Here is a 13689-nt window from a genome sequence, read left to right on the forward strand (position 1 = left end):
ATTTTTGAACTACTCTTAATGGCATAAAATGAAAAAGAAAAGCCATTAGAGAGAATAAAAATGAAATGAAATAGCGTATAATTGCGATAATGTTCACAAGTTTTTATTTAACAATGTAACGTTCAGGCAATTAATGTGATTTGTAGCACACAAAATAGCCTAGTTCTATGGTCAAATAGGTACAAGTAAGCTGCTATGGACTGCTAGTTCTCAGAGTGGATGCACTCTAGGGCATTGTGCGGTGAGAAGGAATTCAGCTGCTACATTCGGGTTTTCGAGTAGCATCTTTAAGGAACCAAGCCCGCTCGCCAACAAAGAACGTGTTGTTCTGACAGAATTCACAACGTTGGAGAGTTTTTATGACTGATTTAACCGCAGCTGCGCAACGCGCACTGAACCTGATGGATTTAACTACCCTAAATGACGACGATACGGATGAAAAAGTGATCGCGTTGTGTCATCAAGCAAAAAGCCCTGCGGGCCAAACTGCTGCCATCTGTATTTACCCTCGTTTTATCCCGATTGCACGTAAGACTTTACGTGAGCAAGGTACTCCAGAAGTACGCATTGCTACAGTTACCAACTTCCCACATGGTAATGATGATATTGATATTGCATTGGCTGAAACTCGTGCTGCTATTGCTTATGGTGCAGATGAAGTCGATGTGGTTTTCCCTTATAGAGCTTTGATGGCAGGGAATGAAAAAATTGGTTTTGATTTAGTGAAAGCCTGTAAAGATGCATGCGCACAAGCGAATGTATTATTGAAAGTGATCATTGAAACAGGTGAACTTAAAGATCCTGCTCTTATCCGTAAAGCGTCTGAAATTTCTATTAAAGCGGGTGCGGATTTTATCAAAACATCAACAGGTAAAGTACCGGTTAATGCGACTCTCGAAAGTGCTGAGATCATGATGCAAGTTATCCATGATATGGGCGTTGCAAAAACAGTGGGCTTTAAGCCTGCTGGTGGTGTTCGTACGGCAGAAGAAGCCGCTCAATACTTAGCATTAGCAGATCGTATTTTAGGTAAAGGCTGGGCAGACTCGCGCCATTTTCGTTTTGGTGCATCTAGTCTGCTAGCTAACTTGCTGAATACACTTGGTTTCGAAACAAAAAAATCAAGTAGTAGCTATTAATTTAAGCAATTACCTAAATCCTGTTTGAGTTAAGGAGCATACCGTGTTTCTGGCACAAGAAATTATCCGTAAAAAACGTGATGGTAAAGTACTGAGTGAAGAAGAAATTCGTTTCTTTATTAATGGCGTTCGTGACAATTCCGTTTCAGAAGGTCAGATAGCTGCTTTGGCAATGACCATTTATTTCAACGATATGACAATGGATGAACGTGTTGCACTAACGTTAGCAATGCGTGATTCAGGCACTGTATTAAATTGGAAATCACTAAACCTCAATGGCCCGTTAGTTGATAAACATTCTACGGGGGGGGTCGGTGATGTGACTTCACTGATGTTAGGCCCAATGGTGGCAGCATGTGGTGGTTACGTGCCAATGATTTCAGGGCGTGGATTAGGTCATACCGGGGGAACGCTAGATAAGCTCGAAGCAATCCCTAATTTTGATATTTTTCCAAATGATGAGCGTTTCCGTGACATTATTAGTGATGTTGGTGTGGCAATTATTGGTCAAACTAACTCACTCGCACCGGCTGATAAACGTTTTTATGCGACACGTGATATCACGGCTACCGTAGATTCAATTCCATTAATTACGGCATCTATTTTAGGTAAAAAATTGGCTGAAGGCCTTGATGCATTAGTTATGGATGTCAAAGTTGGCTCAGGTGCATTTATGCCAACTTATGAAAAATCAGAGCAACTTGCAGAGTCAATCGTTAAAGTGGCGAATGGTGCGGGTTGTAAAACTACGGCTTTACTGACGGATATGAATGAAGTACTGGCTTCTAGTGCAGGTAATGCGGTTGAGGTACGTGAAGCGGTACAATTTTTAACGGGTGAATATCGTAATCCACGTTTGTATGAAGTGACTATGGCATTATGTGTTGAAATGCTCGTGTCAGGTACTTTGGCTGCCAATAGAGATGAAGCACGTCAGAAACTACAAGCGGTGTTGGATAATGGTAAAGCCGCGGAAGTCTTTGGACGCATGGTTGCTGCACAAAAAGGCCCAAGTGATTTCGTTGAGAATTATAGCAAATATCTACCTACCGCCGTATTGAACAAAGCGGTATATGCAGAGAAATCAGGCATTGTTAGCGCTATGGATACCAGAGCACTGGGTATGTCCGTGGTGACATTGGGCGGTGGGCGTCGCAAAGCAACAGATCCGATTGATTATAGCGTTGGTTTAAGCGATATCGCGGCACTGGGTGCAACAGTTGATAGCCAAACACCACTTGCTATTATTCATGCTAATAGTGAAAAAGCGTGGGAAGAGGCAGCGAAAGAAGTACGAGCTGCTATGGTGATTAGTGATAAAGCACCCGAAACGACGCCAATGGTTTATCGCCAAATTAGCGAATAATTAACAAATTAGTTTTATCAGTGGCTCTTCCCAACGATTGGGAATGATGACGCAGGAGAGAAGTTATGAAACGTACATTTATTATGGTGTTGGACTCTTTCGGGATTGGTGCTGCGGGTGATGCGCACAAATTTAATGATGAAGGCTCAAACACATTAGGCCACATTGCGGATGCTTGTGCGCGCGGTGAAGCAGATAAAGGCCGTAAAGGTCCTTTGCATTTGCCTAACTTAACCAAGCTAGGGCTGGGTAAAGCGGCTGAAGAATCTTGTGGTAAATTTCCTGCGGGCCTTGACCCTAATTCAGAGATCATCGGCGCTTATGCTTATGCAAGTGAGCTTTCCTCTGGTAAAGATACGCCGTCTGGTCACTGGGAAATCGCGGGTGTTCCTGTTTTATTTGATTGGGGTTATTTCGCTGATCATGAAAACAGCTTCCCACAAGAACTGCTCGATATTATTGTGAAACGTGCAAATCTCCCTGGCTATTTAGGTAACTGCCATTCTTCAGGTACAGTGATCCTCGATCAACTGGGTGAAGAACACATGAAAACGGGTAAGCCAATTTTCTATACCTCGGCTGACTCGGTATTCCAGATTGCTTGCCATGAAGAAACCTATGGCTTAGATAAATTGTATGAGTTATGCGAGATCGCTCGTGAAGAACTCACCAATGGGGGTTATAACATTGGTCGTGTTATTGCTCGTCCATTTATTGGTGATAAAGCGGGTAATTTTGAACGTACCGGTAACCGACATGACCTTGCTGTTGAACCACCAGCACCAACCATGCTGCAAAAATTAGTGGAAGAAAAACAAGGCGAAGTCGTTTCTATTGGTAAAATTGCAGATATCTATGCGCACGTTGGTATCACTAAAAAAGTGAAAGCAACAGGTATTGATGCCCTGTTTGATGCAACAGTAAAAGAAATGAAATTAGCGGGCGACAAAACCATTGTCTTCACTAACTTTGTTGACTTTGACTCTGCTTATGGCCACCGTCGTGATGTTGCTGGCTATGCAGGTGCGTTAGAGCTATTTGACCGCCGTCTACCTGAACTAATGGAATTAGTTGAAGATGATGACATTTTGATCTTAACGGCAGACCATGGTTGTGACCCAACATGGGAAGGTACTGACCATACACGTGAGCACATTCCTGTTTTAATTTATGGACCAAAAGTCAAACCTGGCTCTTTAGGCCATCGTGAAACCTTTGCTGATATTGGACAAACGGTAGCGAAATACTTCGATCTATCACCAATGGAGTACGGTAAATCAATGCTGTAAGTGATGATACTCATCATCGAATATGACTGAAATAAGGCAGGAAACTGCCTTATTTATTTAACCCCTTAATAAAAATTGGGCATTTGCCGTAGACAGCCAGTAGAGTGACTGGCTACTATATCGGACAGTTACGCTAAACCATTTAATTGAATGATTTATAAGGAATAATGATAATGGCTACTCCTCATATTAATGCAGAAATGGGTGATTTTGCTGACGTCGTTTTGATGCCAGGTGATCCATTACGTGCAAAATATATTGCAGAAACTTTCCTTGATGACGTTCGTCAGGTGAACAATGTACGTGGCATGCTAGGTTTCACTGGGACTTATAAAGGCCGTAAAATCTCTGTTATGGGACATGGTATGGGGATCCCATCTTGCTCTATTTATGCAAAAGAGCTGATCACCGATTTTGGCGTGAAAGTGATTATCCGTGTTGGTTCATGTGGCGCGGTAATGGATGATGTTAAGCTACGTGATGTGGTTATTGGTATGGGGGCATGTACTGACTCGAAAGTTAACCGTCAACGTTTTAAAGATCATGATTTTGCAGCAATTGCTGATTATGAATTGGTTCACAATGCGGTTGAGGCTGCAAAAGCGAAAAATGTGAATGTACGTGTAGGTAACTTGTTCTCTGCGGATCTGTTCTATTCACCGGATCCTGACATGTTCAAAGTAATGGAAAAATACGGCATCCTGGGTGTTGAAATGGAAGCTGCGGGTATTTATGGTGTTGCTGCGGAGTTTGGTGCACGTGCACTGACTATCTGTACGGTGTCTGATCATATCAAGACTGGCGAGCAAACCACTTCAGATGAACGTCAAACCACTTTTAATGAAATGATCGAAATCGCTCTGGACTCAGTTTTGTTAGGCGATAAATAATTATTGTTAGAGCAATCATTTTGTTGATTCTTAGGTGCCGTACAAATTATGTACGGCATTTTTACAGTACTAGCCGCGTTTTTTATTGATTCGGCTCATCACAATAGCGTCAACGTATTCGCCATCACGGAAAGCGTAATCACGCATAATGCCTTCTTGTTCAAAGCCAAATTTCTTATATAGTCCAAGGCCATTGTCATTGAGGGCATAGACTTCGAGCTCGATACGGCGCACATTGAGCCAGTTGTCACAGTAATCGACCATCACTGCCATTAATTTAGAGCCAATACCTTTACCTTGATGGTGATGACTCACCGTTACGCCAAAGGTAGCTGTATGGCGACGGCGGATCTGACTTGGTTGATAAACGCTTAGAATGCCAACCACTTCATCATCAAGAGTTGCAATAAAATGAGTGACCAGAGGATCATTAGAGCTTAGCCGAGTTTCCCAAATTTTTGTTGATGGGTAAGGAAGCTGTAGCGTATTCGCATAAGCAGCATAGTCGGTGTGCATTTGTGTCAGGGCAGGAACATCGTCAATGGTTGCTCTGCGGATAATTATATCACTCATAATGTAATGTCTCTTCAACTCTTTTAGATATCAATATTATTAATCACACTAAGTATGTTGATTGTCAATTGATAATCTTAAAATATGAAACATTAAATTGAATAGTTTTAACCACTTATCGTGGATGATTAAACAGGGTGCCTTTCAAGCTTTGGCTTGGAGTTTCACCAAATCGAGCTTTATATTCAGCACTAAAGCGCCCCATATGAGCAAATCCCCAACGTAAAGCAATTCCAGTGATATTATTAACATCTCCAGATAAAAGCTCTGAACGAACTTTATCTAATCTTAATGTTTTAAGGTATTGCATTGGGCTGACATTTAAAAAATGACGAAAGCCACTGTATAAGCTGCGTGAGCTGACACCTGCGACCAGAGCAAGCTGCTCCATCGTAATATTTTCATGAGCATGGATATGCAGAAAATCTTGTGCTTTTTTTACATGTCTAGGACAAACATTGCTGATCCTTTGGTTGTTGCTTGCGCTGTGATTATGAGGAAATGTTGACAGGATAGAACTGACAATGAGCTTTTCCAATTGGCTCACAACGTGCTTTTGTTGTCGCAATACTTCGTGATCAGAAATACAGCTGAGTAAATATTTCGCGAGATGGCGCCAAGTACTGGCATTATAGCTAGAAAGCGCCGTTTCAAATACTATGGGGGTATCAATCAGATGGCCAAGTTGGCTCACAAGTGTTCGTTCTAAAAGTGAATAAGGAATAAAAATTAGCAGTATTTCTTCTCGATGATTCCATATGAGTTGGCTAGAATTATTTTGATTAATCAATACAATATGTTCATTGTTTTGGTCAAAATAGGCAGTTCCATCAAACAATGCCGCATCACTGCGAAGAGGTATATGCAGTATAAAACAATTGGCTTGCTCTTTATGTTGAATTTGAACAGTATCTCCATAGCGTAAATAATATAGTTTTAATTCACCAAATGTTGTCATACTCATAATATCCTCTTTATTTTTCAAGAATATATTTCACTCTTTTGTTAGGCTATTTTTCAATGTGCTTAACAAATCATAAAGCAATGCCTTATCCTGTGGATTGATATTTTTTAACAATCCATCTAGCCATTTTTTATGTTCAATTGAAATTAATTCAAATAATTCATTGCCTTGTGGTGTTATTTTTATATAGTTTGAACGACGATCCTGATCATTAAGGATCCTTTCTGCTAATCCCATTTTCTCTAAGCCATCAACGAGGCTGGTGATATTGCCATCGGTAACTAACATCAAACGAGAAAGCTCTTTCATTTTGATCCCTTCCGGATGGCGCTGTAATTGCGACAATAAATCGAATCGTGGCAGGGTAAATTCAAAATTTTCCCTTAACTTTTTACGTAGATCCGTTTCGATTAACTTGACGCAAGACAACATACGTAACCAAAGTTTCACATCAGAAGTATCATTTCTCGATTCGTTTTCTTGATTGCTCATTCCTTTAAAACTCCTTATTGGTCATAAATCTTTTTTCAATATTTAACTAATTGAATTTTAATTGAATTAAATTTTAAAGCGACTTTTGTGTCCTTAATCTCATTTTTTGATTGATTTATAACCAATAGTCAAATACTTTAATATTAAATACTTTAACATTAAACTATTTAAGTTTGAAGTATTTTTGCTGTTGTAATGTGGTAAGCAAACTATAACTGTGAGATGAAATAATGAAAAAAATAATATCAAATCAGATGTTTAACGATAATAAATTTAAGCTTGGTCTATTTGCAGCAAACTGTTCAGGAGGGATGGCGGTCACAAAAATCCCCGAACGATGGAATAATTCATGGGAAAATAATTTACAAATGGCGGAGATCGCCGATGCTGCTGGCATCGAATTTCTTCTGCCAATAGCAAGATGGATAGGTTACGGCGGTGAAACCAACTTTCATGGTAATGTTTTAGAAACCATTACTTGGGCTTCAGCACTACTTGCTAGAACACAACATATTAGTGTTTTTAGTACAGTTCATACTTCGTTTAATCACCCTGTCGTTGTGGCAAAACAGATCGCAACTATGGATAACATTGGTCATGGTCGAGCGGGTCTCAATGTGGTTTGTGGGTGGAATCGACCTGAATATGAAGCGTTAGGTGGGGAACTGCCTTATGATCATGAAAGTCGTTATGCCTATGGCCAAGAATGGGTTGATGTAATCAAAGCGTTATGGAAAGAAGAAAAACCGTTTGATTGGCATCGTGAATTCTTTAATTTGAAAAATACCTACGGTTACCCACATCCTCTGAATAAAAACGTACCGATTTTAAATGCGGCAGGCTCCGCTCAAGGGCGTAAATTTGCGATCCGCAATGCTGATTTCCTTTTCACTTCCACAATTACCTTAGAAAGCTCAGAAAAAGAAATTGCAGAGCTGAAACAGCAAGCGGAGCAAATCAAAAGAGAGACTGCGTTGAATATTTTAACTTTTTCTTATGTGGTATGCCGTGAAAACCGTAAGGAAGCAGAGGAGTATCATGAATGGTATTCACAAGAACATGCTGATTGGGGAGCCGTTGATAATGTTATTCGTTTAATGTTTGAAAATGCCGAGTCCTTTCCGAAAGATAAACTCAATTTTATTCGTAACCGTTTTTCTGCGGGACATGGGGGATATCCTTTGGTCGGAACGCCTGATGATGTCGCTGATGGTATTGAACGTTTGTCTAAAGCAGGATTTGCAGGTTCAACATTAGCATTTGTGAACTATGCAAAAGAGCTGCCATATTTCTGCCAAGAAGTATTACCACGATTAGAGGCAAAAGGTTTGAGATTGCCATTTAACGGGGAGAAAGATGTATGTTAACTGCTGATGATTTCAAACTCGGTATGCGTAAGCTAGCGCTACCTGTTGCGGTGATTTCAGTGAAATCTGATGAGCAGCGTAATGGGCTAACCGCATCGTCATTTTGTTCTGTGAGTGTTGATCCCCCTCGTTTCTTGATTTGTGTAGGAAAAACGGCGAGTGCACATCCGCAAATTAGCATTGGTGAAGGGATTGCAGTTAATGTGTTGTCAGAAACACAGCATGAACAAGCAATGCAATTTGCCAGCAAAACGCATAAAGGCGAGCAACGTTTTAGCTTAGGTGAATGGAATACATTACACACTGGTGCACCAATATTAGATGATACAACCATTAGTTTTGATTGTATTGTCGATAATATTATTGATGATGTCACTCACAGCATTATTACTGCAACGGTGGTGGCACAGAAGCATACCGATAATATGTGCTTACTGTATCGAGAGGGTAAGCCAATGGTGTAGATATCGCCTATCTAAGTAGCTGATAACCTAAATGGGGGATGCATTTGCTTCCCCCATATTGTTTAGATATTCATAAAAAAGCTATCCCGTTATTTGAAAGAAATGTTAATTAGGTGTGATTAAAGTGTTCGTGAGAATACTATTGAGCTAAGGATACACCATGCCATTTTTTCATAAAGTAGATTGCTCTTCTAGTTTAACTAAAGGTGAAGTTTTATCTAATAAAATATTTAGCTACTGTTATAATAGTAAGTTTAGAACTAAATCAGAGACTGAATCTAAAGCAATTTTCCTAGGTAGACTTCATCAAGTGAAAATTGCTTGTCATGGTAAAGAATACTATAAGCTAATAGGTATTTTAAATGGCTGTCTTAACCATGAAGGAATAAAATCTAAAACATTTTGTGATGAAATACGAAGGATAATTATTCAAGAAGCAGAACCTGTAAGGCTAGAAGATGAAAAATATTATTCAAGTAACATCCTATTAGGGAACAAGAAAGAAAAAGCGACTTGTACAGGCAGTAATCCATTTGAAGGGGTAATTTCACTTAATATAAAAAGAAAAGATATTAAGCAGAAACATCTTGATGAAATAGATAGAATAGCAAAAAATTGGATGTCAGATGATAGATGGGGATCAATTCTACTTGAAGCGCAAGTTTTAGCATTGAGTTGTAGAAGCAAAGTGGTTTATGAAAAAATAAATAAAATTTTAAATAAATTCAAAGTTGAAACACCAGCATCTTCTACGCAAAATCAAATAGTTCATAGCTCGATTAGAGTTAAGGTGGCCCCCCAATCTTCTGGCACAGAAAACACCTGTGGTATTTCCTTGAATCAATCTCAGGTAGCGACAATAAGCCAAGAGAATGATTCAAATATGAGTTGCTCACATAATGATAATAATAGAATCGCATTGGGCGTTAGACAAGAGGAATGTGCGCATAATAAACAAGTGACAGATTTATTAAGAGATATTTTATTCGTGATTGGCGATAAGAAAAAACTAACCAAAACAGATAAAAAAATTATTACGGAAAAAATTATTGCGTTAAAAAATAGTGATTTTATCAATGTTTTTGAATATATAGATAAGGCATGGTTATATTTAAAAGATAATAACAATATTAAAAGTAAAAAAATAAGAGAACAAGTGGAACGATGTTTCCATAATGCTCTTAATACAAGAAATGAACATCAATATAATAAGAAGAAAGTTAAATGTAAAATCAAGTTAGATACAAATTCGGAAAAGAAAAAAATAAGAGAGCTCTGTGATATAACTAAAGAAACCGTAAGTAAAATTAAAGTTAGAGTACAGGATAAATCTTTAGAGGTGATTGCTCGAGATAGGATCCGGCCAGAAGATACATTTGAAGATATACTTAATAAGAAAAAAGACAATAAAACTATTTCAGAACATACACGGAACGAAATAACGAAAAGAATAGAGGAGATAAAAATCGGGAAAGATAATTTTAGTATTGTTTCTGAACTCAGTAAGAAAAAAGAATATTTATTAAAGTTAGGAATGAAAACATTAGTTCATGAATGGGTATTAGCAATTTTAGAATTTCATATAGCATTAACAAAGCTAAGCTCAAAATTTAATGTGGAAAAATTCGGAATAAGAAATATATTAGAGGAAGTGGATCTTAAAAGCATACAGGTTGATAATGTTATTGCCGATCTTGATAAGATTATGTCTAATATTGATGAGGTAAAGCAAAAAGCGGAGTTTGTTGCGCGGTGTAAAATAATCTATAATCTTTTAAAGGATAATATCTATTATTTAGATACTGAAAAAATAGTGCCTTTCATTACTAAACGACTGAATTTTGATATTGAACAGTTAAAATCTGAACTGGATAATTCAAAAGAAATATCTAAAGAAGAACAAATAGAATTAAAGGAAGCTAAAGATAATCTTTTAGATATTTTAAATAAGGTACCTAATAATTCAATTGGTAAAATCAGTCATCTTATTGATAATGAAAAAAATAATAAGGATTTGCCTGTAAGTGAACTCATTAAGAAAATAAATCTGATCAGTAAAATTATTTCTTTGGATAACAGAAATATAAATCTGGAACTGTTTTTTTCTGAACACCTCAAATTATCAGTTGATATGTTGATTAAAAAAGAAGATAAATTATGGTATAAGCAATTATCTTTTAAAGAGAAAATTCAATTTAAAGGTAAGAAAATTTGGCATTCATTAATGAGTATAGCGAAAAACATTAAACATTCAATTACTGCATTTTTCATAAGAAATAATCATTATACTGGATAACATCCGCCGCAACGATTTAAATAACCAACAGCGTAATTAAGCTGTTGGTTATTCTGAGGTTATGGTGTCATCATAAACACTTTTGTGTTTTGTCCTAAATATTGATGAGCAATACGGTTAATATCTTCTACCTGCAACTGATGAACTATCGTAGTTTCTTGGTTCAAACGTTGATACAGCTGGTCATCAGCGGCAATTTGTGCCAGAGCCTCTGTCCAATAACCTGAGCTATCCGTCACTTGTTTATTTTCAGTCAGCCAAATATTTTTGGCCTCAGTAAGTTCTTTATGACTAATACCCGACGCTTGTAGCTGTTGAAGGGTTTTTTGCGCAATTAGCGCCATCTCATCAGCACGTTCCGGAGACGTGGTAAAATTGAGTCGCGCAAAATAGTAAGGCTGTGGTTTTTTGGCTAACATTTGAGAAAAACCAAGCGCATAGATGCCGCTGGCTTTTTCGCGTAATTCACTGCGTAAGCGCTGACTCACTATGGTATCTAGCAATTGCATCGCCAATTGATCTTGTTGTGTCCATTTTGCCGGTGCGGCAAATTGAATGCTTACCATGCTTTTATCACTGCTACTTATTGGGTAACGTTTATTGAAACTCGCCATCTTCGGCATGATCCCTTGATCACGCCATGCGAGCTGGTGATTATCGGCTGGGATCGAGGCAACCCACTGCTCTAGCTGTGCTTTAAGCTGTTTGCTATTGACAGCACCGGTGATCACTAAGGTCATATCTGCCGTTGAGGTAAGTAGCTGACGGTTTGCTTGTTGCAGCTGCCCTGCCGTAAAGTGTTTCCAGCCACCCTGTGGGTCAACAGTTAATAATTCACCATGCTGATAGCTTTCCTTATTAATATTATCTAGGAATGTCCGCTCAACTGGGGTTTTGGCTAAGTTTAATGCAAATGATTGTTTTTGCTGCTCGAGTTTTTCACCACTAAACTGTGGTGCAGTCAGTTTCAGATGCAATAATTGCAATGCAATTTCTAAATTATCAACGGGGGCTTTGCCGCGAAAACCATGTGTCAGCAATTCGCTATAGGGGCGGATCGAGATTTGATTTTGTTTCGCCAGCAAAGCGAGATCGCGAGCACTGTATTCACCATAACCACTGCTTTCAGGCAGTTTTAGGGCCCAATCGGTTAATCCTGCTGTTTGAACAGTTTCAAGTGAACGGCCACCTGCAAGTTGTAAATTGAATTGAATATCATCTTTAAGAGCCTTATCTGCTTTGACAATCACTTGGATGCCATTGCTTAACTGCCAACGTTCTGTTTTTGCAATAGGGAGTGGTGTTTGTTGGCTAATTGATCCTTTGATGACATTGGGTAATTGCAAGGTGATTGCTTGAGAACGCAATGTGAATGGTCCCGGAGAACTGTGACGAATACTTTGCCATTGCTGCTCGAAGGCTGAACGATTAAAGGTGGCTGCGTCAGTATCAGGGCCAATCAATGCCAAGCGAGGGGATGCGATAGTAAGTAAATTGGCAACATGCTGTTGTAGATCTTGTGGCTTGACTGAGTTTATCATTTGATAGCTTTTATCAAGCTGTTGGCGTTTATTCCACATTGGCATATCGTATTCAAGCGCCGTAGTGAGTTGCCCCGCTAAATATTCATTCGTATAGCGCTGCTCTGAAGCGGCTTGTTGACTCAATTTTTTCAACATTGCTTGACGTGCGCTATCCAGCTCTTCTTGGGTGACGGGCTCTGTTGCTAAACGTTGTAACTCAGTAAATAGCACTTCAGTGGCAGCTGTATAGTCACTACCTTTAGGATGAATAATCATTAACTGCTGGAGGCGCTGGTTATCTAGCATTGATCCTTGTTCATTGATGCTAATCGCAGGCAAAACATCATTATCAACTAACACTGAAAAACGTTGATTCAAAATAGCTAGCCATAAGCTATCCATTAGGTCTTCATATTGCCCTTGGTGCGTGTTTAGTGGTGCAGTCACATCTTTTTGTAGTGCGAATTGAATAAAACGCGCCCCCTGTTCTTTATCAAATACAGGTTGAATTAACATCTGAGTAGAATGGGCAAATTGCTTCCACTCAGGGTTATCTTGAGAAGGTACAGTAGGTTGAGGTAACGCAAACAATGTATTGATGTCGTTACGTACTTTACTGTTATTGAAATCACCAATGACTAATAAAGCCATGCGCTGTGGTTGATACCATGTTTGATAATAGTTTTTAGCTTGTTCGATCGGTGCTTGACGAACAATATCTAATGAGCCAATCGGGTTACGTTGTGCATAGCGGCTGCCATGATAACGTAACTGTTCAAGGCTATCGTTAATGCGATAGCCCATTCCTTGACGTAAGCGCCACTCTTCAATAATCACTGGGCGTTCGGTTTCAAATGCTTCCTGATCGAATGTCATATTCGCTGCCCAATCAGCAATTACTTGTAAACCTGTTGAAACTTGTGCGGGTGTCGCTTTCGGCAGTGAAAGTTTATACAGTGTTGAATTGAGACTCGTGATGGCATTGACATGGCTGCCTAATTTTAGCCCTTGCTGTTCCAGTTGTTTAAAACCCGTGGTGCCGGGGAAGTGCTTAGTGCCTTTAAATGCCATATGTTCAGTAAAATGTGCTAACCCAAGCTGTTGTTCATTTTCTTGTAGTGAGCCACTTTTGACTAATAAACGCAGTTCTACACCCGGTTGATTACGTTGTAGTAAATAAACCTGTAACCCATTATCCAGTTGATAATGTTGTAGATCGCTACGAACAGGTAACTGAGCCTGCTTATTTTCTCGGTGAGTGGCATGGTTGGCACAACCACTAAGTAGTAAGCCAATCAAGGCGGTCAATGTGATTTGACGAAACAT

General features: G+C 39.0%; 11 protein-coding genes. 7 read left to right on the forward strand and 4 right to left on the reverse strand.

Annotated features, from left to right (window positions below; translation table 11 throughout):
• Positions 1-359 precede the first annotated feature (359 nt).
• The 4 genes from deoC to deoD all read left to right on the forward strand — a co-directional run bounded on the left by deoC (position 360) and on the right by deoD (position 4684).
• Complete coding sequence (gene deoC, locus SC428_RS10505; protein ID WP_070926974.1) at positions 360-1139, forward strand: deoxyribose-phosphate aldolase; 780 nt, start codon at positions 360-362, stop codon at positions 1137-1139.
• Between the two features lie 43 nt (positions 1140-1182).
• Positions 1183-2505 carry a thymidine phosphorylase gene (gene deoA, locus SC428_RS10510; protein WP_070926972.1) on the forward strand — a complete coding sequence of 441 codons (1323 nt, stop codon included), beginning with the start codon at positions 1183-1185 and terminating at the stop codon, positions 2503-2505.
• Positions 2506-2570: 65 nt separating this feature from the next.
• On the forward strand, positions 2571-3794 hold the full coding sequence (deoB, locus tag SC428_RS10515; RefSeq protein WP_070926970.1) for a phosphopentomutase: 1224 nt from the start codon (positions 2571-2573) through the stop codon (positions 3792-3794).
• Between the two features lie 173 nt (positions 3795-3967).
• Positions 3968-4684, forward strand: a complete 717-nt coding sequence (gene deoD / locus SC428_RS10520; RefSeq protein WP_070926968.1) for a purine-nucleoside phosphorylase — start codon at positions 3968-3970, stop codon at positions 4682-4684.
• Positions 4685-4753: 69 nt separating this feature from the next.
• Here deoD and SC428_RS10525 read toward each other — a convergent pair whose 3' ends face one another.
• The 3 genes from SC428_RS10525 to SC428_RS10535 all read right to left on the reverse strand — a co-directional run bounded on the left by SC428_RS10525 (position 4754) and on the right by SC428_RS10535 (position 6713).
• On the reverse strand, positions 4754-5257 hold the full coding sequence (locus SC428_RS10525; protein ID WP_070926966.1) for a GNAT family N-acetyltransferase: 504 nt from the start codon (positions 5255-5257) through the stop codon (positions 4754-4756).
• A gap of 115 nt (positions 5258-5372) precedes the next feature.
• The gene (locus tag SC428_RS10530) at positions 5373-6221 is read right to left on the reverse strand and encodes an AraC family transcriptional regulator (protein WP_318707520.1); all 849 of its coding nucleotides are present in this window, start codon (positions 6219-6221) and stop codon (positions 5373-5375) included.
• Between the two features lie 30 nt (positions 6222-6251).
• A complete protein-coding gene (locus SC428_RS10535) occupies positions 6252-6713 on the reverse strand; it encodes a MarR family winged helix-turn-helix transcriptional regulator (protein ID WP_070926960.1) in 462 nt (153 codons plus the stop codon).
• A gap of 230 nt (positions 6714-6943) precedes the next feature.
• Here SC428_RS10535 and SC428_RS10540 point away from each other — a divergent pair, with 230 nt between their 5' ends.
• From SC428_RS10540 to SC428_RS10550, 3 genes are all read left to right on the forward strand, one after another.
• Positions 6944-8080: an LLM class flavin-dependent oxidoreductase gene (locus SC428_RS10540; protein WP_140187389.1), complete on the forward strand. Its 1137-nt coding sequence runs from the start codon at positions 6944-6946 to the stop codon at positions 8078-8080.
• A complete protein-coding gene (locus tag SC428_RS10545; RefSeq protein WP_070926956.1) occupies positions 8074-8544 on the forward strand; it encodes a flavin reductase family protein in 471 nt (156 codons plus the stop codon). The genes SC428_RS10540 and SC428_RS10545 overlap by 7 nt, the downstream gene beginning before the upstream one ends.
• 160 nt (positions 8545-8704) lie before the next feature.
• Entirely contained in the window at positions 8705-10840 is a 2136-nt protein-coding gene (locus tag SC428_RS10550; protein ID WP_318707527.1) for a hypothetical protein, read from the forward strand.
• A gap of 59 nt (positions 10841-10899) precedes the next feature.
• Here SC428_RS10550 and SC428_RS10555 read toward each other — a convergent pair whose 3' ends face one another.
• Positions 10900-13689: an insulinase family protein gene (locus SC428_RS10555; RefSeq protein WP_318707529.1), complete on the reverse strand. Its 2790-nt coding sequence runs from the start codon at positions 13687-13689 to the stop codon at positions 10900-10902.

Origin of the sequence: Providencia sp. 2023EL-00965 (assembly GCF_033550225.1) — a bacterium.
Taxonomy (GTDB): Bacteria; Pseudomonadota; Gammaproteobacteria; order Enterobacterales; family Enterobacteriaceae; genus Providencia; species Providencia manganoxydans.